Origin of the sequence: Kordia jejudonensis (assembly GCF_001005315.1) — a bacterium.
In the GTDB taxonomy this organism is placed as follows: Bacteria; Bacteroidota; Bacteroidia; order Flavobacteriales; family Flavobacteriaceae; genus Kordia; species Kordia jejudonensis.
This window is the reverse complement of the sequence record NZ_LBMG01000030.1, coordinates 20,335-44,913: the sequence shown is the minus strand read 5'-3', so window position 1 is coordinate 44,913 and position 24,579 is coordinate 20,335. Positions and strand designations below refer to the sequence as shown.

The window sequence follows — 24,579 nt, the reverse complement described above, 5'->3', positions numbered from 1 at the left end:
AGTTTTGATAAGTATTTTTTAATGTGTTCCTGTGAAATGGTGATATAATGCAATGAAAATAAATCCTGCTGGAATTCCGATAGAATATACTTTACTTATACCTTGTAATGCTTTTGTGTATTTGTTGTTTGCTCCAATGGATTGGAATGCTGAACCAAAACCATGTAATAAATGTAATGCCAAAAAGACAAATCCTACACAGTACAAAGCAACTCTCCAAATTGGCTCAAATTTTACTACCAATTCTTCATAATATCTAAATCCACTTCCTGGATCTGCTGGATTGATTAATCCTGTCATATCGCCTGCAATGTATTTTACATTCATTTCATGTACCCAAAAGTCAATCATGTGTATGACGATGAAGATCAAGATAAAACCTCCACTCCAAATCATATTTCTACTCATCCAAGAAGAGTTTGCGCTTCCATTGTTTTTGGCATAACTCACTTTTCTTGCATTGTTGTTTTTTATTTCAAGAACGAATCCCATCACGAAGTGAAAGATGACTCCCAAAATTAAAACTGGCTGCAATAGGTATTGTACTGCCCAAAACGTTCCCATAAAGTGTGATGCTTCATTGAAAGCATCTGGACTAAACACAGAAAGAATATTGATTGCAAAGTGTTGTAGGATAAAAACCATTAGGAAGAGTGCCGAAAGTGCCATCGCAAACTTTCTTCCAATCGAAGAATTTAAAATTCCGCTCATTATAATTGTGATTAATTATTTGTTTCACAAATATACGGCTCGCTAAGAATCTCTACAAGTTTTAATGATTGTTTTGAAGTCTATTTAGAATGAATTTAAGTAGTTTGCTTGCTAAAAAATCGGCTATTTGATTGTTTTGCTATAACGTTTGCGCGAATTAGCTTTTAGATTGTAAAAAAATGAGGCTATTTTGTAGTTTCTTTTGTCTAGTTTGAAACAGAAGGAATTAGTCCTCGCAATCCCATATCGACAGGTTGTTCGCCAATGGCAGGTTCATATTTACCATCGGCATTTACTTCTGTCCATTCAAAACTATTGTTTACCGAAAAAGATAAAGTGACTTCTACGTCTGCTATTTCGTTTCCTGTGATGATGAAAGCATTTTCGAATTGTCCTGTAACTACACACGAACCTTGTGGCACTGGCGACGAATTGAATAACGGATTTGGAACAGTCGTTGCTCCTGCTGGCGCTTGTCCTTGCGTGGTAAATCCTAAGGCTTCAAATGTCCAAAATCCTTGTAATTTATTTTCATTAATGTTGAATGTACTTCCGTTGACATCAAAGTTAGTGATGTAATTGTTGTACCCAACAAAACTTGCCAAAGTTCCTGTGATATCATTTCCATTTTGTAAAAAATTGATGCTTCCTTCTTGATATGCCAAGGAAACACGCACCCAATTGTAGTTTCCTGAAGCAACTTCACTTAAAGGAATTGACAAGAAAACCTCATCATTTCCTGCAAATTGTGCCGATTGAAAATCAATTGCCGTAGCACCACCTTGCGTAGTTTCTGCTCCTGAATATATGATTTCGCCAGCTCCTAAGAGTGTATTCGCGCTTGACGCAAATTCTATATAATTAGCGCTCATTTTTGCAAAGTTTGGCGATTGTGCCGCATTTCCTGCTGGAATAACAGCAGGTTGTCCCAAATTGTCTAAACGCGCTTGTGTTGCATCAAACTTGAACTTTATAATCAAATTTGCTTCTCCTGGGTTTGGTAAACAACAGTCTTCATCAGATGCACAAGACAAGAAAAATGTGCAAAGTACGATTACGAGATACAGAAATTTTTTCATCGGTTTATTTATTTTTCAATCCAAAATATATGAAAGAATAACGGCTTTTTTATAAATTTTAGTATGTTTTTACATAATTGATTTTTAAATATTTATCGTTTTTTATCGAACGAGTCTTTTTTAGTAAGAAAGTTTACTTATTTTTAAAAATTCTTACTTGACTCAACCTAAAATGAATATTTATATTCTCTCTATTAATTCCCGAATTTATTCCACGAATAGATTGTACCATGAAGCCACCAAAAAAGGACATAATGTCCGTGTGGTAGATCACACGCGTTGTGCTGTACTTCTCGGAGAAGCGAAACCTCAAATTTATCTAGGTTCTGAAAATATTACACATGGTGTAGATGCTATTATTCCGCGTATTGGCACTTCGGTAACACGACACGGTTCTGCTATTGTAAAACAGTTTGAAATGAATGGCGCTTTTACTACTGCAAAATCTTTAGGCATTATTCGATCGAGAAATAAGTTGCGTACGATGCAAATTTTAGCTCGAAAGCGCATTCCAATTCCGAAAACCTTGTTTGCAAAAGATACCGCTAATATTAAAGAACATATTGAGTTGCTTGGTGGCGCTCCCATTATTATAAAGTTGCAAGAAGGAACACAAGGTTTGGGCGTGATGATTGCAGAAAGTAAAAAATCGGCGAAATCGATTATTGAGTCGCTGTATAATATGAACGTAAATATTATTTTACAAGAATTTATTGAAGAAGCTAACGGACAAGATATTCGTGTGTATATTGTGGGAAATAAAATTGTGGCTTCCATGATGCGAAGTAGTACAGAGGAAGATTTTAGAAGTAACGTGCATCGCGGCGGAACGACAGAATCTGTAACGTTGACAGCTTACGAAAAGAAAATTGCCATACATACTTCAAAAGTGTTAGGATTGCCTGTTTGTGGCGTTGATATTATTCGCTCCAAACGTGGTCCGTTGGTTATTGAAGCCAATTCGTCCGCAGGTTTGGAAGGTATTGAATCGCACACCAATATTAATGTAGCTGGCGAGATTATTAAATATTTAGAAAAGAATGTTCGAAGATTCGGAAAATAAAGATATTAGCATTCACGGAGAAACTGTGAAGCCTGGCGAAGCCAAATGGATTAAGATTCCTATTGATCGGTTGCCGACGGGAACATTGATTGATATTCCTATATATGTGTTTAATGCACAACAACCTGGACCGACATTGTTGGTACAAGGCGGTTTGCATGGCGATGAGATAAATGGTGTGGAAATTATCCGTAGAATGCTGTTTGAAGGTTGTTATAAAATCAAACGTGGCGCTGTGATTGTCTTACCCTTATTGAATATTTTTGGGTTTGTACATTTTTCACGTCAAGTACCTGATGGCAAAGATGTAAATCGTAGTTTTCCTGGTGTCAAGAACGGTTCGCTTGCCGCGAGAATTGCCTATGAAGTCACACACAACGTATTGCCACAAGTAGATTTTGGTATTGATTTGCATACAGGCGGCGCACAACGTCACAATCATCCACAGATTCGCTATACTGAAAGTATGCCTGAGAGTAAAAAACTTGCGGAAGTGTTTCATGCGCCTTTCTATTTTGCAACACCGCTGATTTCAAAATCGTTTCGAAAAACGGCATATGACCGAAAGATTCCGATTATAGTATTTGAAGGTGGCGAAAGCATGCGTTTTGACGAATATGCCATTAAAGAAGGCATACAAGGTGTGCTGAATGTCATGAAATTTGTGGGTATGATTGACAAGATTGATCCCATGCTGATAGAACGTAAGGAGAGCGAATTGCTAACCAAACACAAATGGTTACGAGCGCCAACGGCTGGTATGTTTGTTCCGCAAGTGTTGAATGGAAGTTCTATAAAAAAGGGAGAAGTGCTCGGTTTTGTAACAGATACTTTTGCCAGCTACTGTGAAGAAGTGAAAGCTCCGTATAACGGTTTTGTGTTTTGCATTAACAATCAAGCAGTTGTGAATCAGGGAGATGCGTTGTTTCATATAGGTCAATAACTTTGTCATTCCTGCGAAGGCAGGAATCTGGACTTCTTAGATTGTTAGAATATTAGATTCGATTCGATTCGCTCCATTCAAAGATTTAAGGATTCAATAATTAAATGTTGTTTTGATTTTAGACGTATTTCTTGTGTTAAGGAGTTTGGCGTATGTATGACAGAAAAGCAAGAACTTAGATATTCCTGCTTTTCTGTTATTCTACAGCTTTATAAATATGATTTTATGAAAATTCAGTTGTTAATTATTTGGTTTGGATATCATATTTTAAATCGTACGTGCTATCGAAGTTGCCTTTTTGGTTAAATTTCCCATTGGTCGTATCACCTATCAGTTGTACTAATTGATTGCCATATTTCATATAAAATTTAAATGTGTAGGTTTCGCCAGCCTGAAAAGCTAATGAACCTTTTCCTCCTTGAAAATTGATTGTTCTTTCTGTACCAAAATTTCCAGGTTGGAATTTGATTCCTTCTTGTATGTATACAGGATTTCCAGACGTTGTTTCTCCTTTATATATTTCTACATTGATGGAAAAGGGACTGTTGCCTTGCGATATCCAAGAAAATGATTTGAATTGACTTCCCGAGTAGCAAGCTTTATTTACAACCACACTTTGTGCATAGTATTCTCCAGGTTTAATATATACGCTGTGTTTTCTTTTTTTATTGATGGTACTGCAATCTGTTACGGTTGGTTGCTTATTTTTGGCGGTTTCTAGAATGTCTGATTTACTGTTGCAACCTTTGCCATTATTACCAATTGTAAAGTCAGTTAGATCCAAAAAAGGAATGAAAACACTACAATCTCTTAAATTTGGATTATTAACAATATATGTGAACGCGTCAATTTCATCTGTAGGTGTTATTTTCTTAAGCTTGTCAAACTGTACAGCCTCCAAAATAGGGTTGTCGAATATTTGTATGACATTAGTTTCTTCAACTGAGTTAAGGGCTATGTTTTTGAGTTTGGGATTGTTCTCAATATGAATATATTTTACTTTGGAGAGGTTCTCTAATCCTTTGAGTGATGATAAATCAGTCCCCATTATTACTAAAGCTGCAACTTCTGTTAAATTGGATAATGGACTTAAATCGTGTACATCTTCTCCAGTTATCCAAAACATACCTGTAATCTTTGATGTATTTTTATACTCAGATACCTCAGATTGGCTGTTAATATCCCATTGACCTTCTTTTACTTCTTGCGCAACGCTATTGTTGATAAAAATTAGTAGTAATGTAAATGTTGTAATGAATTTTAGTGATTTCATAGTGTAAAAGTGTTAATTCATGATGAATATTATTTTCGCTTTTGAGCTGCTTTTTTTAGGAAATAATTGATATAAATTCAGTTGTAAATTATTTGGTTTGGATATCATATTTTAAATCGTATGTGTATACAGTATAAGTAATGCGCTACCAATTCAAGCCCATATTAACAGCGTTGATAGTTTCCATAGCGCCATTAGTGCGTTTTTGGTTAGTTATCATGTTTGCTGAATACGAAGGTTGTATTAGTAGCGCATTTAAGTTGATGCCGTAGCATCTTTGGGGTACTAGTGATAAGATAGTAGCTTACCTGTTTCTTAAGACAATAAGTGATTATTTATTTCTTTTCTAGAAACCACATTTGTCCTGTATATCTTCCTGGTTTTGCCATAAAAGCGGCATTTCTTTTACTATTGTAAATATCTAATGCTCTTTCTCCATCATCTTCCTCTCTATTTGTTGTACTGTCAGTATCAATATAAAATACGAACTGATAATAGTTAAAATTCCATTTTCTTATTCTTACCATGGCTTTATCACGTGATCTTGAGCGTTTCTTTACTTTTACATTTTTTCCAGACCCATAAATTTCCATGTCTGTTTCCATGTTCACTAATTTTGGACTAGGATCATCTCCACCAGGATGTATGTACCATGTTTGATTTGGATATTTTCCTTTTTCTTTTAAAGCTACGGTGTATTTACCTTTATTTTCGATGAGTGTCAACACTTTATCAGTTCCTCTAAATTTTGTAGAAAGATAGAATTGATTGTAATTTCCATCAGCGGCAACAAAAATTTTAGCAAATTCTTTACTTCTTACACTTATATCGCTTTGCGCAAAACTTATTTGACTTATAAGGATAAAAAAAGTGAAAATTAATTTAAGTTTCATTGTATATTAATTATTGATTCTTACTCTATTTCATATGAGGCTTTTCAGATTCCGCCCTTGTTATTGAATTTTGGTATATTATTTAAATTGACAGTTATTCGTCCTTTTCCAATTGATTGTTATTTGTGAGACCAGATTTCTTTGCCGTTTTTATCTAGCAACACAATTCTACCATCATCAGTAATGATTAGTTTATCAACTTTGTGTAGAACAGTTCTGTTTTTATCTCTTCCATCCGTCATTCCCCAATATTGTTTGTTTGGGTTTGCATATTGTAGATTTCCATCAGATTTTTGAACAAAAAACTTTATTTCATCGGTTTTTAACCAAGAAGCTCTTACCACAGGAAACACATAAACCGTCTGAGTTTTGGCTAGTTCCAGTTCTTCTTTTCTTTTTCTTTTTACAATCTTTCCTAATTCTGGGATGTTGTCTTTATTGAGGTATAACAAATAATTTTGGTTTGATGACATGAGCATCTGACGTCCTTTGATACTTTCTCCTCGTTTGAGTTCAAAACGTATTTTTTTTAACTTGCGCCATTCATTACTATCATCTTGTGCAGGATTGGACGTAGTAGTTGTATTAGAAGAAGAATTACTGCTTTTTCCAACCATAATTACATCTCGTAAATAGCGTTGGTCACCTGAACTATGCAAGGCAAGATCTACTCCTATTTCATCAATATTATCTTTCATTAAAATATCTCTATGCCCAGGACTTGTGAGAAAGCTTATTACAAAACCTGCTGGTGATATATGACCTCCGTTTAAACATTCTCCACGAACACCTTCGTATCCAACAACTTCAGCTCTTGCCCATGGACTTCGTCCTTTACTATCAAGGTGTTCAGGTCCATTTATGATTCCTTTATCCGCCGCAAGAAGTTCTGCTGCTTTCGCGAGTGTTGTATTTTCTTTTAAGATTGGTAATGAAGTTGCTCTTTTAAGATAATTAATTGCAACTTGTAATTTTTTTTGGCGGGCGGCAATACAAGCATTATCATTTTCTCTACAAACTGAAAGAAAGCCTTTGCCTATTGCTATAAATTCACCAGCGTTTTCTTTTGGTCCATATGTTTTAAAAGAAAGTTTTTCTAACGCTGCTGCATAGGCTTTTGGATTTTGTCGTACGATGTTCACCTCTTTTATGATTGCTTTTTCCATCGCTCTGATATCAATATTAGATGGCAAAACATCTGTCGGTCTTTCTGTATACGTTTCTACACATTTACCAACATAATTGATTTTATCAGCTTTCATATCCTTTTCTTGGCCTTGTTTAGGTCCTTCTAGATACCGTATCTTATAGGTGTGTTTTTTCGCATCAAAATATTTATCCAAAATAGACTTCCCATAAACCATTCCTTTAGTAGGTGTTCCGTCAACAGTTACACAGACTCTAGTGCCTAATTTCATATTAGATTTATCTTGGTTGGCGTCTTTTTTAGTAGTGATATCTTTTAATTTTCCTTTGGTAAGGTTGTACTGTAAGTTTGAGGAGGCAACAGAATATTGAGCCATTATTTTTTGTGAGTTCAAGCCGAAAATAAAAAGGCAAAGAATCAAAATTAGTTTTTTCATTGTGTGGGTTTTTATTGTTTGTTTCTGCTTTTTTGAAGGATTTTTGACTTCCTCCATATTATGATGTAGTACAACTTTTTCCACGTTCGTTTTTGAAAAAGTTGTAGTTATGATTTAGATTTTCTAACTATATATTTTAATTAAAGGTTGGTGTAGCAATACGTTACAATAGTATCAAATCATCACATAACTGCAAATTATATGTTATAAACAACCGTTTTTTGTTGCAAACAACATGCTTTCTAGTGTTGATATAAAAGAGATTGTCTGAAAAGTTTTAAAAGGTGTCATGTTGAATCATGTCTGAATCAAGTTTGATTTGACGAAACTTCAACTTTTTAGAAAGTTACTTTACTTAAGTTTATATTTTAACTAGCGTCAGTTCTATGTAGGTAATTCAATTTATGTTTAAGTTTGGAAACCCTCTACTAATTATCTTATTTTCATTTTCTTTGCTTTCCCAAAGAAAAGAAACAAAAGAAAGGGAACTTTTCCAGAGGTATTTTTAGTTTTTCTTTCTGAAAAAAACTAAAACCGCATGAATTTCCCTAAATTTTTTCCAAGGCTTCAAAAATTTTTAACGGAAAATCCCTGCTATACTTCGGAAAAGAAAAGTATAGAACTAAATTTTTCACATCGAACTCATATTAATTAAGTAAACTTTTGAAGTGATTGTTAGCTGCTATTTTTTAGAATGACAAGTTTTTAACGTGTTGTAGAAAGTCTTTTTTATACGATCTGCCAAGCGGAAGTTTTAAATCGCTTAGTCGTACAAATTGACTTGTATAGCCTTGGATGTATTCTTTATTGATAATGGTAGATTTGTGTATTCTAATGAAGAAGCTTTGGTATATCTTCATAAATTCAGAGAGTGATTTCCGTACCAAATAACGTTCGCTATCAGATTTGTAAATGTATGAATATGCGCCTTCTGCTTCAATATGCGTAATTTCAGAGAGTTGTATTTGCTGTTTGATGCCTTTGTTTATAAATGTAAACGAATCACTTTTTGAAACTGAACTCAAAGCCATTTCCACATTGGCAAATACCGCTTTGTTTGTAAAAGGTTTTACAATGTATCCTGTAGGCGTCGTAGTTTTAGCTTTTTCCAATGTTTTGGCATCTGCGTTTGCCGTAATGTAAATATAGTTGAACGTTTGCTGCTGCGATAGTATTTTTATCAAATCAATACCATCCATACTGCTATATTCGCCCAAGTTGATATCCATAAGCACCAATTGGTATTTTTTTTGGCTGAATAGTTCTTGTGCTTCATCAGCATCAATTGCGACATCTACATTGTCATACTTGTATTCTTTTAGGATGAAACGTAAATTTTCAGCAATGATTTGTTCGTCTTCAACTATTAATATATTACAATCTTTCATGAACTATTTTTTAGTGCGTCATCGGAAATACCAAGCGCGTCATAAACATCTCAGATTCAAAATAGCGATCCATTTTTCCTCGCAATTGTCTGTTTAACGATTTTATTAAAAATAAACCTAACGAATCTTTCAAATCGTGCGTTTCCTTATTTTCAAATCCTCGACCAGAGTCAGCTATTACCATTTCGAGTTGTTCATTTGTGGTGGCTACTTTTAATTGGATTTGATTCGCCGTATTTCCTTCTTCTACACCATATTTTAAACTATTGGTAAGTAATTCATTTACAATCAATCCTAACGGAACAGCCTGTGTTAGCGACAATTCTACATCTTCCACAGAAATCTGATATTTAATAGGAGAATTGATACTTGTGTAACTGTTTTTTACATAATACAACAATTCTTCTAAGTAACTTTTTAAATTGATTCGTGCCAAATTATCTGATTGATATAATTTTTGATGTATTAACGACATAGAGTATACTCTAGATTTACTCTGCAGTAATACTTTTTTATTTTTGGAATTTTTGGCGGAAGCTACTTGCAAATCCAACAAGCTAATCACAATCTGCAAGTTGTTTTTTACTCTATGATGAATTTCTCTTAGTAGCACTTCTTTTTCTTCTAAAGACACCGCAAGTTCATTGGTTTGAATTTTTACCAATGCTTCCAGTTCTTCTTTTGTTTGTTTTTCTAATTTTTCCTTTTCTTTTCGCACTAAATTGTATTTGTGACCTAACGCAAACGACAGTACCATCACTTCTATAAAACTTCCTATATGGACAAAGTTTTTTGTGTACATATTTTCAGGAAGAATTCCTATCCTATTGAATGCATACAACACGACACCAATTAAATAAATCGTCCACGCAATGTTGAAATACAACGCTATTTTATGTCCTTTGATAAGTCGATCTAAAGAAGAAAGATAAATAACAAACGACACTGCAAGGCTTATGACAATGGTTATTTTCCGAGACAAATAATCAAACTCTAAAAACTCAATAATAAGCGCAGGTATCGGTAAAATAGTAAACAATACAAGGAGATAATAAAAAATACCATCTTGTTTCTTAAAATTCAAAAACTTTAGCGCAAACCAGCTTGAAAACACACAGGTAGTCAACATAGAAACCACCGGAATTCGAAAAGAGAATTCTGTCCATTCAGGAGTGATATAGTGAATGTAAAAACCTAACACATATCCTTGCGTTACAATGGTAGAAACCAATGCCAACACGTATAATAAATAACCATAATCGCGTAAACTAAAAAATAAGAATAGGTTATAAATCGCCATGCATATTAAACCGCCTAATAGTAAAGCTGTAACGAAATAAATATTCCCTTTTTCTTTGTAAAAGACCTCTTTTTGTTTCATGACAGGAGAAACGGCCATTGCCCATCTGCTGTTTACTTTCAGAAATACTTCAGGAGATTTTACATTTTTAAGCGGAATTTCAAATGCAGGAATGTGATGATTGAGTTTGTTTTTAGATTGAGAATACATGATTCCCAAAGTATCAGATACTTGTTTTCCTTCTTGTGTTGTGTAAAAAAGGATGATTTCATCTAAAAAAGGACTGTCTATTTCAAGAACTGCTGTCGTGTCTAATTTGGCAGGATTTAAGTTTATATGTACCCAAACGGTACTTTTGGTAATTCCTAGTCGGACAATGTTATCTTTTGCTTTTTGAAATTTTTCTTTTTTAACAGAAGTTAGATCGTGTATGTGTTGTGAGTCTTCAAAGAATGAAACTTCCGAAATGATGTTTTCTTGAGAAAAAACGTTGTTATTGTTTATGCCAATGAGGGAAACTAAAAGAAGGCAAAATACGATTGATTTATGCATGTTTGTGTACTTCGTATGATTTTATATTAAAATTTGACATGCTTCATCTTCCTTATATTTTAACTGATTATAAATACTTAGATTTTTTAAAATAAACTCACTTCTTTGTGTCAAACCAAATATAAAAAAACTTCTCCTAAATATGTATTGTCACTTAAAAAAAGTTAAGGAGGAAGCTTTTTTAGTTTGTATGAAAAACATACAGGAATTTTCGTGAGTAGACTTGTACTCACAATCAATTTTGTACGGTGATGTATAGACCGTTTTATGTCATTTGAATTATAAAACAAGCTACTTTACTTTCAGGATCGAAGAATATGTATAAATCTCCGTCTCCCCAAAAATTCATATTTTCAAAGTATTGTGTATACCATTCGTCTTTTGGGTGTACGTTTGTTCTTTTGGTTTTGACTTCAAGTGCGTCGGTCAATTGGCAAAGAAATTTCATTGTTTTCTTTGATTTTGGACACGTAGGAATTTCAGGATATTGAATCCAATTGGGAACTCCTGTAAAACCGATACTTTCAAAATCATTTGTTTTTTCTGTAGCTATGAATACTTTTTCATAAACTATTTCAGAATTTGGCTGTATATCATCATATGAATTATCCGTTTCTTTAAGTTTCTCTATGTTTAGAACTTTTGGTTTTAATGGATCTGAATAGTCAATATATAATTTATCAAAATTTATATAGATTGGAGCTACTAAATGCAAATCGAAAGGAAGCCAATTAAACGCTTCGTCTGATTTAGAGAGTTTTCCCAAATATTGAAAAGGTGCATTGAATTCAAATTTTGGAATAGAGAATTCTTTTGGGATTTCTCCACCAAAGTAACTTTCAGATTTGGATACTTGGGTAAAGCCATAAATTTGATTGGGTACTAATTCTTGAAATTCAAATCCTAGCTCACTTTCTTTTAATTTTCTTTCGCTTCTAATTCCTTCGTCAATATCATACGCTTTTATGAGTTTGTTATCTTTAAAGACAAGGTCAATTGAACTCCAAACATGGTTTGCCGTTTTTTTATCTACAACTTGGGTTTCAAGAAATTTTTGACATTGTTCGTCTCCATTAAATTCAGCTTCCCAACCAGCCAAATAAATATGTTTTTCGTCTTTTTGTTCCAAAGAAGAAGTAAATAATCCCATAAATGTAAATAGTATGATTTTGATTAGTGTTTTCATTTTCTCAAGTTCACTACAGCGTGTTTGTGTGTTGTTTTGTTGTATAGTTCAGCATCTAATTTAACAAATAAAAACCGAACAGAAAACCCGTGAAGACTTTTGTGAAGTAGTGTTGCACTGGCAGTTACTTTTGTAACAAACATAACACTTACAAGAACAATCCTTTATTTACATGTGATTGATTATTAACACTTTACTAAAAATATCAAATTGAGCTTTATTAAAATCGAAATATTTTTTGATTGAAAATACAAAGCAAAGCTATCGAGATGCAATTAAAATTCATGTTTTCTTGTGTTCTCGACTGCGCTCGAACTGACAACTACTTACTATTGGATGCTTTATATTCGACAGTAATCACTCCTACGTTGAACTCACATTATTTACAAAGGGAAAAACAAACGTCATCTTGAACTTGATTCAAGATCACATTACCGTGAGTGAGATGCTGAAAATAAGTTTAGCATGATGTTTACAAGAACATTTTTATTTGCAGGAAGAGATTACTTCGTCATGTTTCCTCGCAAAGACGTTCTAAAATGGATTCCTGCCTACGCAACAATTAAAAAATATGAAGTGAGAAACCACCACACGAAAATCGCTTTCCGAGCAGTGGCAAATCAAGCATGAGAATGCTTCTTGGTAAATTTTTAAATTATTAGTTGCGTTAGAAAAAGACTCCGCTTTTCAGCGGAGCTAATTCAACTAACAATTTTGAATACGTCTTCGACTTTTCAAAATTGAGTTTCATTAGAATAAATCTAGGTCTGGCCAAAATTTGATGGCTCCGATTCCTTCTTCCATTGCTTTTTTGAGTTCGCTTCGGTGTGTAGGATCGCCTTCTTCATAGTTTTTTGAAAAGTTTGTTAAGAACACATAACTCACGCCATTGCTCATTTTTTTCATATAAGTTCCTGTTCCACTCATACTTCCACCATGCGCCCAGTTATTTCCATTTACAGACCAACCTTTGGCATAACCTCCATTGGCTGATGAACCTGTCGTCATTGTTGTGATCGTGCTACTTTTTAGAATGTCTTTTTTAGAACTTTGCTTGTCTACACGAACCATGAATCGCATTAAGTCTATTGCTGAACCAATCCAACCACCATGACTGTCCATTCGTTGCATTTGCAATGCATATGGATTTCCATTGGAATAGTATATCACTTCTTTGTATTTACGCTTCTTTTTTTCGTTAGCGCCAATTACCATTTGTGAAATTCCACATGGTTTTAGAATGCTGTTTCGAACATAGCTTTCATAATTTTTCCCTGTCTTCTTTTCAATGATTCTTCCTAATAAACAATATCCGTAATTTGAGTAATGGTAACGTGTTCCAGGTGTGTGACTCGGATTGCGATCGTCTAAAACCCAACCAATGAGTTTGTCTTGACTTAGATTTTTCTTTTGAAACATAGGTGCGCCCCAAGTGTCGATTCCTTCTGGTTTTAAGTTGTTGTCCCACGTATTGCCACCTGCTGTATGTTCTAATAATTGCTGTACTGTAATGGCTTTTTCACGATTGCTTAATGATTTTTTACCATAGTTTGTTCCTAAGAGTTTATTGCTAAAAACTTTGTCGCTAAGGTTTAGTTTTTTCTGCTCTACAAGTTTCATGATCGCTACTGCCGTAATTGGTTTGGACACACTTGCCAATCGCATTAAACTGGTCGCTGATGCAATGGTTTTATCTTCTTTATTTCCATAACCGTATCCTTTTGCATAGACCAGTTTTCCATCTTTTACGATTCCGATAGAAACTCCAGGAACCTTGAAATCTTTCATCACTTTTTTGATTTTACTATCCAATTGATTGGTATCACTACTTTTCCACGTTGTTACATTTTTGAAAGCTGCCGTATAGCCTGCACTTTTTCCTGCGTCGTGTCCGCTAACTGAAATTGGCACATATCCTTGATAGTAATGATTGTCAAATTCTAGTTGATAGTCTTTTGCATTCATAAGATGACGCGCTGTAAATCGTCCAGATTTTTTTTCCATGATGCAAGCGTAATACGTTTTTTTGCGTACATCATAACTATCTACTTGGGTTACTCGGTAACCTTGTTTCCAGTATTTAGTAACCGTTTCTTGGTATTGTTTACTTGACAAACCGTGACGCGCTATATAACCGTTTGGGTTTCCTTTTTTCCAGATAGCCGCATAGTATGTTCTTCCTTTTACACCATAACCGCTAATGTGTACCAATCGATAGCCATCACTTTTATTCTTTCTGAATTCGGCAGCATATTGTGTTCCTGTGAGTCCGTGACGTGCACGTAATCCTCTTGTACTTTGCTTTTCCCAAATGGCAGCGTATAGTGCTTTTTTTCCATTAGAATATCCATCAATATGTACCAAACGATAGCCATTATTGTGATTTTTTGAAAATTCTTGTTGAAATTGTTTTGACGTTAGGTTGTGACGCAATATTTGTTCCGATGGATTTCCCTTTTCCCACAATCCTGCAAATCTTGTTTTCCCGTTTACATAATATCCATCTACATAGGTAAGTTTGTATCCTGCTCTCACAAAGTTGTTTACTTCCGTTTGATATTGTGCCGACGAAAGTGCATGACGCGCTCTGTGACTTTTTAATGTTTTTGTTGCATACGGTTTTTCTTCATTGTGACCGTTTTCGCCTTTTTTTGTTCCTGCAAAGGAGAATGAAAATAGAAGTAACATTCCCCAGATTGCCAATTTTGTTTTTGTATTCATCATTTTGATTTTTAAAATTAATAACGATGCAAACCTAGTGTTGGCAATGGTTCTGAGTGTCCCGTATTGTTGAAACTAAAAGAATCAGGACGTTTATGGGTGTTTTTCCCTGAATACCGTGGGGGACATTCCCGTATGTTTTTTGAACGAATTGTAAAAAGCCGATTTGGAATTGAAACCCGCTTCTAGTCCGATAGACAGTACAGGATATTCCGCAAATGCTGGATGAAGTAGTTTGGCTTTTATTTCTTCAATACGATAACTATTGACAAAATCAGAAAAGTTATGTCCGCTAAGTGTGTTGATGAGTTGTGAAAGATAATTAGCGCTAATATTGATTTCTTTTGATAGTGTGGCAAGTTTTATTTCTGGATCACGATAGCGTTTTTCTTCTTCCATTAAGACACATATTTTTTTGTAATAAAGATTGTCATCTGCAATGTGGAGCCCTTTTTTCTGTTGTTGTAGTTGTAGCAATTTGTTTTCTGTAAGTTTTGCAATGAGTTGAAACAAACACAGATGATTTTCTGTGAAAAAGTTCCGTTCGGAATGTTCAGCATCTAAGACACCAACCAGTGTGTCTTCTATAAAAATTGGAACCGCCAATTCGGATAAACGAACTTTGTCGTCTATAATATAACGTTTGTCTTTGCTTGTATCTTTAATAAGTTCGTAGTTTCCTGTTTTTGCAACGCTTCCTACAATGCCTTTCCCCACAGGAATTTCTTTTGGCTTGTAAATTTCAAATGTAGCTTCTTTTTTGTTTCCAAAAGCGGCTTCTTGTTGCAACACCATCCTTTTTGTATCTAATAAATACAATACGCAGTCTTCTAGTTGTAGTCTGGATATACAATTTTCTAGGATATCCCAAAGAACTTCTTTTGTTTTGTTTTTGTCAAATAGTGACGTCGCAAAGTAGCTTAAAATAGCAATGACTTGCGATTGATTTTGCTTTAGAATTTTTATGGTTTCGGGTTCAAATAGTTCGTCTAAACCTGAGAGATTAAAGGTCTTTTCTTCTGCATTTCTTTCTTTTTGAATGTTTTCTAAGTGTGTTATACTTTTTATAAAAAATATATAGTAACAAACGAGATAGGCGATCCAAAGTGGATAATAGGTATCGTTTCCTCCGACATTATCATCAATTTTTATGTATAAAAGCGTTAAGAGCCAAAATATACTGAGTAAGATTAACGTAATGTAGATATTTTTCAACCATTTTGTTTTCCGAATGACCACTTGATACGAGAGTTCGCCCAAGCTTTTTTCGTAATTTTTGATGATGTTATAATTCCAGACTTCAATGATAAATGTAAAGAGTAATGCTAGGTTTTCATTCCATTCCATCCGAATGTTGCTAACCGTTTTGCGTGATAGTATAGTGTAATCGACAAAGACATTTATTTTCACAACAGTGTAAATAAGGAAGAATACTATGAACGGAATGAGCAAGTAATATTTGTATTTTTGAAAGAGTGCTTCGTTTTGCAAATACGAACAGGTAAACGCCGTAAAGATGACTGGCGCTAGAAATTCGAACGGAAAAAAGAACAGCATAATCGCTTTAAATTTTCGAGAAAATCCAATGTCGAACGAAATGTATTGCAAAATGGCAATTGCTGTTAATACGACAAACCAAAAGAAATAGCGTGTAGTTTGGTCACTTATTTTACGAGTGAAAATATGATACAGAACTAGACATAACAGTCCAATAGCGCCCACAAAAATTGTGGTATTGTATAGATTCCAATGTAACATTTTAGGTAGGTTTCGTTACCTAAAGATACGCAGAAAATGAATTGAGTATTGTACTTTTTTGTTTAATTGGTTGGTATTAGTGTGTTGATTGATCGTTTACACAATTTACTAAAACCAATGGTAATTGTTAGTTTTTCTTCGTAAGCTACAGTTCGTTTTCAAGTAAGTAGAAATAACTTTTGAGCGCGTAGGAATATGTATTTGGATCAGAACCCAAGGTTTTAAATTCTTTTTTTAAAACCGCAATGAGATCTTGTTTAATAGCTTTTCCTTCAATTTTTGCACAGTTGAGTTTTACCCAATGAATTTTAGACGAGTTTGGAAAGTCTTGTAATGCTTTTGCCAAATCAGGATTGTCAAAGGTGTTTTTGTCTGCCAATCCAATGAAATAGCTAATCGCGAATTTTTCACTGTTGTATTCGTTCCAACCTTTTTTATCCGTTTCAGCAGTAACACGTCCTGTAACAGTGGATTCTAAATATGCATAGATATTAAGTAGTTCTATATCTTTCTGTGTATCTGCTAAGGCAATTATTTCTTTTCCTCTTTTTTCAAAAAATGTAGTTTCATCCAACAGTTTGTTTTGAAATGCAATTCTAAGAAGATCGGAAGCGATGTTTCCATTTTCTGGAATTTGATTGTTATCAAGAATGAGCTTTGCTTCCGTGAATGCTTTTTTAAACACATCGTTATTACTGAATTCTTTAGAAAGTTCCTTGATTTTTTTATACGCCGATACATGTTTGTATTCTTTACTTTCAACACCAAAAACACTTTTGATGATTTCCATATCTTTCTCCAAAAAGTAGTCTTGAATGTTTGAATTCCACCAATCTAATTCCCAATTCATGTCAAGAAAAATTAGTTCGTACGCGCTTTTTGAATCTTTTTCCTTGACGTTCGCCACTAAGTTTGAACGCTTTTGCAATTGGTCTGTTTTTCCATGAATGATATGAACGGCTTTGTCAATTCCGACATGATTTTTTGCATGATTTGCCGCTTTCCAATGTTCAATTGCTTTTGCATACTTGTCTAAATTGAGGTAACATTCACTCAACCAAACATCAACTCTATAATCTTTTTCAACTTCTTTTTTGTATATTTTATAGTGTTTAATAGCCGTTTCGTAATCTCCTGCTCTGTGACTTTCCAATGCATATTCTAAATTAAAATTGAGCGCATTTGGCACTTTTTCACAAGCTGTTTTATGCAATGTGTACGATGCTTTCGGATCAATATTGTACAATGCGCCCGCAACTACATACGCTTGATATTCGTTTGTTACTTTTGACACAAGTTCTTCTACACAATCATCACAATCTTTATTGACTACACAATCTGAAAAGAAATATTGAAACGCTGGCGTAAGTTCTGTTTGAGCTTTTTGCAAAGCTTCTTTAGTCTTTTCGCTCATTTGTGCATTCACATTGATGAATGAAACACTAAAAAGAAGTACAAGTATGATTTTTCTCATTGCTGGAAATTCGTTGTAAATGCTAAAACTATGATAATCATATTGAAGATCAAAATTGGGTTAGCTTTTATGTGTACTAATAATACGCGTCATCGTCCAAATTCCATTGTCGTTTTTCCAAACCGTCACAAATTTGCTTGGAATTTGTTTTGCATTTGGCTCTTGATTGTTGAAGAATTTATGTGTTCCCAATTGCACAGCGCCGTAACCTGGAATTGGATATACTTCGGTTGTGCCTTCAATTAGTGTACGCGTAACTTTTCCACAGACATTGTTTTTCATCGCTTCCATAATTTGTGTTTTGGACGTCGCCAGTCCGCCTTGATCGTGAAAAAATTCTAAATCTTCCGAAATGAGTTCGGCTTGAGTTTTTAAATCGCACGTATTATACGCATCAAAAAAACGTTTGTCTAATGCAACAATCGTATTGTATAATTCTTGATCAATAGGTGTGTATGTTTCTTGTTTGACAATGGTTCGTTTGGATTTGGTTCGTACCGAAATACAAGAAGTTGTAAAGATGCCACACGCTAATAAGAGTAGTAATTTTGATTTCATGGTTTTGTTTTTTTGATTGATACTTAGTAGACAACAAAACCTATAATTTGTTACACTTCCATTATTTTTTGATTGTTTTTGATACAGTTTGTAAAATGTAGACGAAACAGTTGATTTATGAGAGTTTACACTTCTAAGTTTGACCAAAAGTGTCAACGAATTACTTAACCTTTACAGAAGTGACAACTGTAGATAATTAAAATTCAACAATCGTTAATCTGGCAATCGATCACGTTGTCCTTTTTTACGATTGAATCGGTATACAAATGTGAGCGAAATTCTTCTTCCAATGGCTTTTCTTTCAGATTCCAAACGGAAGTTTTCTCCTGTGACAACTCTGTCTTGAATTCGTGAGTCAAATACGTTTCTAATATTTAACGTAAGCGCGCCTTTGTCGTTGAAAATGTCTTTACTGATGGCGAAATCTGCAAAATATTGTGCTTTTTGCAAGGTTTGTCCGTTTTGATTTCTTCCCGTATAGTTAAAACTCGTTTGCATAGATAGTCCTTTTTTGAAACGAAATCTTGAGTTGATTCGCGTAAACCAAGCTTCATCTTTGGTATTAAAGTTTTGTCCTTCAAAATCTCCTTTTTGATCGTACTGAAAGAAATTGAATTCTCCTGAAATTCGCCACCATTTGAATGGATTGTAGGTTGTAGATAGTTCAAAACCGATACGATCTTCCGTGTCTAAATTGACTGGAAATGTAACAAAGTTTCCATCATCCGTTTGTGTAGTGACAAAGTTGAAAAAGTCGTTGGTGTGTTGGTAATAGAGCGATGGATTGATCGAAAATTTTCCCCAACGTTTTAAAAATGCTACTTCAAATGCATTTGTATACATAGGATTTAAATCTGGGTTTCCTGCAAATAGATTTCTAAAATCTGTCAATCCGCCAAAAGGATTCAATTGCCAAAATCGTGGTCGGTTGATCCGTCTGCTGTAACTTAATTGTACGTCTGTTCGTTCTGCAAGTTGATATGAAAAATGTGCCGTTGGAAACAAATTTGTATAGTCTTTGTCATCACTAAATAATCGTTTTTCATCATCAATACCAATGTTTGAGTGTTCTACACGCAATCCTAATAAGTAACTAAACTTCCCTATTTTGTCTCCGTATTGTGCATATACACCGTAAATACGTTCGTTGTAGTCTAATTCATTGTCCAAATCGGGCACTAATTGATCGTCAATATGTACCATATAATCACTTGTGATTCTTCGTATTTCGGCTCTAAAACCCGTTTCTAATCGTGATGTTTCTGTTAATGGAGATACAAAATTTGCTTGAAACAGAAAGTCTTTGCTACTTTCCACATCGTCACTACGAATGGTTGTAAAGTCTGTCGTTGTTGGAAAGGTTCGTTGCTGACGAATACTTTCTTGCTCATCATCATTCCAAAAATCATATTGTACGTCCATTTCTAGCTTCTGCCCTTTTTTGTCAAATGTTTTTACATAATTCATTTCTAATCGATTGAAATTTTGCGGCTCTTTGTAGTTTTCTATACGAGAAATCGTACTATCAATTGCTCCTGTGGCGTCTAAAAAGGAATAATTTAAACGGGTTTCATCCGTATTTTTCAAGAAAGTATGATAAAAACTTGCTGTTAATGTATTTTGATCATTTATATAATAATCGCCACCAAAAAAGATATTGTGTGCATTGTCATTTCTATCTTGATCGTTATGTTGCGTTAATCCATTTGTAATTCCGTTGTTTGTTACAACTTGGCGTGTAGTTTCTTCTCCAAAGAAATTTGAATTTCGATAGCCAACATTTGTAAATAGATTTATTTTATCTGTTTTGTACGTCAAATTTAGATTCGCTCTGTAATCTCTTGGATTTCCCGCGCCCAATTGTACCGAACCGCTCAATCCTCCTTTTTTGTTCTTTTTTAGAATGATATTGATGATTCCAGCTGTTCCTTGTGCTTCGTAACGTGCGGAAGGATTTGTGATGACCTCAACTTTTTCAATGGTTTCTCCTGGAATTTGATCCAAACCATTATTCGCAACCAACGCTGAAGGTTTTCCATTGATGAGAATACGCACATTTCCGTTCCCGCGCAAGCTGATTCCGCCACCAGCATCTACAGTTACTGAAGGCACATTGTCTAAGATATCATTCACAGTTCCGCCTTGTGTAAGCAAGTCTTTTCCAACATTGAATACTTTTTTATCTAGTTTTAATTCTACCGTTGATTTTTCAGCAACAATTTCAACTTCTCCCAACGCTTCTAAATCTTCCTCCAAATTGATCGTTCCCAGATTCATATCTTTTTCAATAGCAACTGATTTTAATGTGTATGTTTTAAAAGAAATGAATTCTACATTAATATTGTAGATTCCTTTTTCGATCGTCAGCGAAAAGTTTCCACTTGCATTTGTAATGCCACCTTCTAATACTGTATTCGTTTTGGTATCCAGTATGGTAATTGTGGCATATTCTAACGGTTGCTGTGTTGTTTTGTCCAATACGTTTCCTGTAATGGTTTGTTTTTTGCTTTGTTGTGCAGTGGCAAGCATTACCGCCAAATACACTAATAGGATGATGATTTTTTTCATGTTCGTTGTTTTTTTAATTTGATTGATGCCACAAATATGTTGCTTTAACCAACGCTATTTTTACAAATAGCCGAACATGGTTTTTTAATCGTCAGACATGGATATTTTTCGCCAATACTGGATTCGTCTACTTTTTTAGGGTGTTTGGGTCTTTTTTGACCGCATTCATCGATCTGTAATTTTTATAGAAGTGTAATGTGTACTTTTATGAATATTATTAGATTTGATATGTTATGATACAGATGATAAAAAATATTTTTAGCTATATAGAAAACCGACGCGTTTTGAAACACGTGATTTTTTGGATTATCTTGTATTTATTCTTGATATTTTCTGATCCGATAGAAGATAATGATCCAATTTGGGTTTTTGTGATTGCCCGAGGAGCGCATATTATTCCGCAAATTATGATCTCCTATTTTTTAGCGTATTGGCTACTTCCTAAGTTTTTGTATACTAAAAAGTATGTGCTTTTTACGATTTACGCAGTGATAAGCGCCTATATTATTTGTGCTTTTTCTCGTGTGTTAATGGTGCATATTGCGGAACCCATGTTCCGTCCGATGCCGTTTCATCAAGAACCGATTTTAGAGATTTTAACCGATTGGGGAAAATTGATTAGCGGTTATTTTTTGACGATTTATTCAATTGCTTTGTTCTTTCTTTTGATAAAATTGACCTTTGAACGTATTGAAGAACAATCTTTGAAAAAGGAAAAAACTGCTATTGAATTGAAGATGTTGAAAGCACAGTTGAATCCGCATTTTTTGTTTAATACCTTGAATAATATTTATTCGTTGTCGATTATCAATTCGCCAAAAACGTCTGAATCTATTGGAAAATTGTCTGAGATTTTAGATTATGTTTTATATCGCTGCAATCAAAAATATGTACCCTTGGCGGGAGAAATTACGTTGCTAGAAAATTATATTTCGTTGGAACGATTGCGCTATGACGAACGTTTGGAAGTAACTTTTACACATCATGTTGCGCCGCAGACAGAAATTGCACCGTTGATTTTATTGTCTATGGTTGAAAATGCGTTTAAACATGGCGCTGGCGAAGATTCTGGAAGTCCTAAAATTACCATTAATCTTACACAGGAAGAAGACGTATTGACCTTTACCGTATTTAATACTACTGCAAAATTACCACAAGAAAAATCTGGTGGTGCCATTGGTTTGGAGAATAGTAAAAAACAATTGGAGTTGTTATATCCAAATACACATACCATTGCTATTGAACAACAAGAAAACTCGTTTCAGGTTGTCATTACCTTAAAAACTACAGCGCATGAAAGTTAAATGTTTACTAGTTGATGACGAACCGTTGGCAATAAAATTGCTAGAAAATCATATTTCAAAGATTGCTTCTTTTGAAGTTGTGGCGACTTGCAATAATGCGATGAAAGCTTTGGAAATTTTGAATACACACGAAATTGATTTGCTGTTTTTAGATATTAAAATGCCAACGATTACAGGAATCGAATTTTTGAAATCATTACGTCATCCGCCCAAAACTATTTTTACCACTGCGTATAGAGAATATGCGTTGGAAAGTTACGATTTGGACGTTGCTGATTATTTATTGAAACCAATCACGTTTGATCGTTTTTTTAGAGCTGTGGAACGATTTTACAGAGATATTAAACCTACACAAATTGCGGTTGCTACGCCAAAAAATGAAGTGGAAACCTTGATTCAAATCAAGTCAGGAACGAAGTATCACAAAGTTGCTGTTTCAGCTATTAATTATATAGAAAGTTTAAAAGATTATGTAAAGATTCATACGGCTTCAAAGTGTATTGTATCTAAACAAAAGATTAGCGATTTGGAAGCTGAACTTGCGAAACATGCATTTCTACGTGTACACAGATCGTATTTGATTAATAGTAAAAAAGTCACTGCTTTTACGCCACATGATATTGAACTTACTGATGTAGAAGTTCCTATTGGCGCTAGTTATAAGGAATATGTGTTGGCTGTTTTGAAGGAGTAGTTTATAATGTCGTAATCATTTTCAAAATACCAATACTATCAACTTTTGCTAGTTTTTTAGCAGTTTCTAATTGTTTTCTTGCCATTGCTATTTCTACTTCAGTACTAGATTCTAGATTTTCTAAAAGACGTAATTTTAACGCATATACGTTTGTATGACCTTCATATAAAACTGTAGCTTTTGTTATTTCGCGCAAAGCTTCTTCGTATCTTTTTTCTAGTTTTAACAATAACGCTTTCAAATAGTATATTCTATACTCTTTTAGTCCTAATTGTTCACTTTGGTGTAGGTATGAAAAGATATTTTCGAATACGTTTATAGCTCCTTTTTTATATTCCGTTTTTTTAAGATAGATCGCTTTCGCCAGATATAACTTGGGTTCATACGGATATCGTTGCAACAATTCATCCAAACGATCGGCAAACTTTTTACCTTGCCAAGCTAATCCTTGCGTTGGATCGCCAAAACCTTCGAGCAAGTTGTCAATTTCTAAGGAAACATCATGAAACATGGCTGTACGATATATTTTGGAACGTAACAGATAGTAATTTCCATATGCATAGCTTTCGTAGTAATATCCATCTTTATTTCTTGGCAAGAATGCAATGACGTTTTCAATGATTTTTTTGGCTTTTTCGTACTGACCGTTTTCATAAAAATGTTCAGCAATTTGATGTAACTTATCAAAACCTAAGCGTAAAGCATGTTGAATTGAATACGAATGCCTTTTTTGATACGCTTCTGATTTTTCTTTTTCTGTTTGATAGAATGACACATACTTTTTTGCAATACATTTTAAATAGGTTACCAAACGTTCCGAATTCTGAGTTGCCTTTAACAATAGTATTTTTTCCTTTTCAAAATAATCACGATTGACTTTATAAGATTGCACATACGACTTGTTAATATCTTCCTTTGGCGTAACCAAATCTATGTAAGCCAAGGCTTTTTCATAATTTTCTATGGAATTGCCATCTTCTTTGGTGTAATAATACCTTGCCAATGCCAAACATAGTTTCCGTTTTAGTTTAAATGACGGATTCAGTTCAAGTGCCGCTTCATAATCCGCAACCGCATATTCTACATATCCAAGAAAATAGAAAAACTCGCCTCTTCTTAGATAATAATCGGCTAATGACACGGTTTGATTTCTATATTGTATCGTGTCATTTTTTGCAATTAAATAATCCAAATCATCAAAAATATAATATGGAGTTGCATCATCTCGGTAACGAAATCTTTGCACGACACCTGGTTTTTTATATATGTCAAAATTTGGTCGAAATACAATATCTATACGTTTCCAAAGTAGTAACGTATTATTCGGATCATTTTGCAATTCGGTTTCAATTTGTTGCAATTTTGCTTTACGTATTGCCATATAATCTCCAGGTTGCGCATTGACAACATAACAACTGCATAGAAGGAAGAAGTATAAAAATTTCATTGGCGTATTTTAGGTTCCTAAAATACGTAGATAGTATTGTTAAGAAAAGTTACAATGCGTAAACTCCCTTTTTGAACACGTGAA

General features: G+C 34.1%; 18 protein-coding genes. 4 read left to right on the top strand and 14 right to left on the bottom strand.

Translation table 11 applies throughout. The annotated features are described in order from the left end of the window. Positions 1-18: 18 nt before the first annotated feature. Complete coding sequence (locus AA089_RS15020) at positions 19-711, bottom strand: succinate dehydrogenase cytochrome b subunit (protein WP_046757792.1); 693 nt, start codon at positions 709-711, stop codon at positions 19-21. Between the two features lie 206 nt (positions 712-917). After that, positions 918-1,790 carry a hypothetical protein gene (locus AA089_RS15015; RefSeq protein ID WP_053002459.1) on the bottom strand — a complete coding sequence of 291 codons (873 nt, stop codon included), beginning with the start codon at positions 1,788-1,790 and terminating at the stop codon, positions 918-920. A 172-nt stretch (positions 1,791-1,962) separates the two neighbouring features. On the opposite strand from AA089_RS15015, the gene AA089_RS15010 reads away from it, so the two are divergent. Both AA089_RS15010 and AA089_RS15005 read left to right on the top strand, forming a co-directional pair. Beyond that, entirely contained in the window at positions 1,963-2,853 is an 891-nt protein-coding gene (locus AA089_RS15010) for a RimK family alpha-L-glutamate ligase (RefSeq protein WP_046757791.1), read from the top strand. Next, on the top strand, positions 2,831-3,796 hold the full coding sequence (locus AA089_RS15005; RefSeq protein WP_046757790.1) for a succinylglutamate desuccinylase/aspartoacylase family protein: 966 nt from the start codon (positions 2,831-2,833) through the stop codon (positions 3,794-3,796). The genes AA089_RS15010 and AA089_RS15005 overlap by 23 nt, the downstream gene beginning before the upstream one ends. Positions 3,797-4,040: 244 nt before the next feature. Here the strand turns inward: AA089_RS15005 and AA089_RS15000 are convergent, their stop codons facing one another. From AA089_RS15000 to AA089_RS14950, 11 genes are all read right to left on the bottom strand, one after another. Further along, entirely contained in the window at positions 4,041-5,069 is a 1,029-nt protein-coding gene (locus tag AA089_RS15000) for a receptor L domain-containing protein (protein WP_046757789.1), read from the bottom strand. Between the two features lie 335 nt (positions 5,070-5,404). Further along, positions 5,405-5,962: a hypothetical protein gene (locus AA089_RS14995; protein ID WP_046757788.1), complete on the bottom strand. Its 558-nt coding sequence runs from the start codon at positions 5,960-5,962 to the stop codon at positions 5,405-5,407. Positions 5,963-6,081: 119 nt separating this feature from the next. Continuing rightward, a complete protein-coding gene (locus AA089_RS14990; RefSeq protein ID WP_156169044.1) occupies positions 6,082-7,629 on the bottom strand; it encodes a CAP domain-containing protein in 1,548 nt (515 codons plus the stop codon). Positions 7,630-8,234: 605 nt separating this feature from the next. Beyond that, positions 8,235-8,933, bottom strand: coding sequence for a LytR/AlgR family response regulator transcription factor (locus AA089_RS23775; protein WP_053002457.1), 699 nt, complete (start codon positions 8,931-8,933; stop codon positions 8,235-8,237). A 10-nt stretch (positions 8,934-8,943) separates the two neighbouring features. Continuing rightward, on the bottom strand, positions 8,944-10,785 hold the full coding sequence (locus tag AA089_RS23770) for a 7TM diverse intracellular signaling domain-containing protein (RefSeq protein ID WP_053002456.1): 1,842 nt from the start codon (positions 10,783-10,785) through the stop codon (positions 8,944-8,946). A 265-nt stretch (positions 10,786-11,050) separates the two neighbouring features. Further along, the gene (locus AA089_RS14975) at positions 11,051-11,971 is read right to left on the bottom strand and encodes a hypothetical protein (RefSeq protein ID WP_046757786.1); all 921 of its coding nucleotides are present in this window, start codon (positions 11,969-11,971) and stop codon (positions 11,051-11,053) included. A gap of 750 nt (positions 11,972-12,721) precedes the next feature. After that, complete coding sequence (locus tag AA089_RS14970; protein WP_053002455.1) at positions 12,722-14,692, bottom strand: serine hydrolase; 1,971 nt, start codon at positions 14,690-14,692, stop codon at positions 12,722-12,724. Positions 14,693-14,785: 93 nt separating this feature from the next. Further along, positions 14,786-16,450, bottom strand: a complete 1,665-nt coding sequence (locus AA089_RS23765; RefSeq protein WP_053002453.1) for a helix-turn-helix domain-containing protein — start codon at positions 16,448-16,450, stop codon at positions 14,786-14,788. Between the two features lie 145 nt (positions 16,451-16,595). Continuing rightward, complete coding sequence (locus tag AA089_RS14960; protein WP_046757785.1) at positions 16,596-17,924, bottom strand: tetratricopeptide repeat protein; 1,329 nt, start codon at positions 17,922-17,924, stop codon at positions 16,596-16,598. A gap of 60 nt (positions 17,925-17,984) precedes the next feature. Continuing rightward, on the bottom strand, positions 17,985-18,482 hold the full coding sequence (locus AA089_RS14955; protein WP_046757784.1) for a nuclear transport factor 2 family protein: 498 nt from the start codon (positions 18,480-18,482) through the stop codon (positions 17,985-17,987). Between the two features lie 213 nt (positions 18,483-18,695). Further along, the gene (locus AA089_RS14950; RefSeq protein ID WP_046757783.1) at positions 18,696-21,050 is read right to left on the bottom strand and encodes a TonB-dependent receptor domain-containing protein; all 2,355 of its coding nucleotides are present in this window, start codon (positions 21,048-21,050) and stop codon (positions 18,696-18,698) included. Between the two features lie 293 nt (positions 21,051-21,343). On the opposite strand from AA089_RS14950, the gene AA089_RS14945 reads away from it, so the two are divergent. Both AA089_RS14945 and AA089_RS14940 read left to right on the top strand, forming a co-directional pair. Beyond that, positions 21,344-22,354: a sensor histidine kinase gene (locus tag AA089_RS14945; RefSeq protein ID WP_241480003.1), complete on the top strand. Its 1,011-nt coding sequence runs from the start codon at positions 21,344-21,346 to the stop codon at positions 22,352-22,354. After that, the gene (locus AA089_RS14940; RefSeq protein WP_046757782.1) at positions 22,344-23,048 is read left to right on the top strand and encodes a LytR/AlgR family response regulator transcription factor; all 705 of its coding nucleotides are present in this window, start codon (positions 22,344-22,346) and stop codon (positions 23,046-23,048) included. The genes AA089_RS14945 and AA089_RS14940 overlap by 11 nt, the downstream gene beginning before the upstream one ends. A gap of 1 nt (position 23,049) precedes the next feature. Here AA089_RS14940 and AA089_RS14935 read toward each other — a convergent pair whose 3' ends face one another. Next, the gene (locus tag AA089_RS14935) at positions 23,050-24,495 is read right to left on the bottom strand and encodes a hypothetical protein (RefSeq protein ID WP_156169043.1); all 1,446 of its coding nucleotides are present in this window, start codon (positions 24,493-24,495) and stop codon (positions 23,050-23,052) included. Positions 24,496-24,579: the final 84 nt, after the last annotated feature.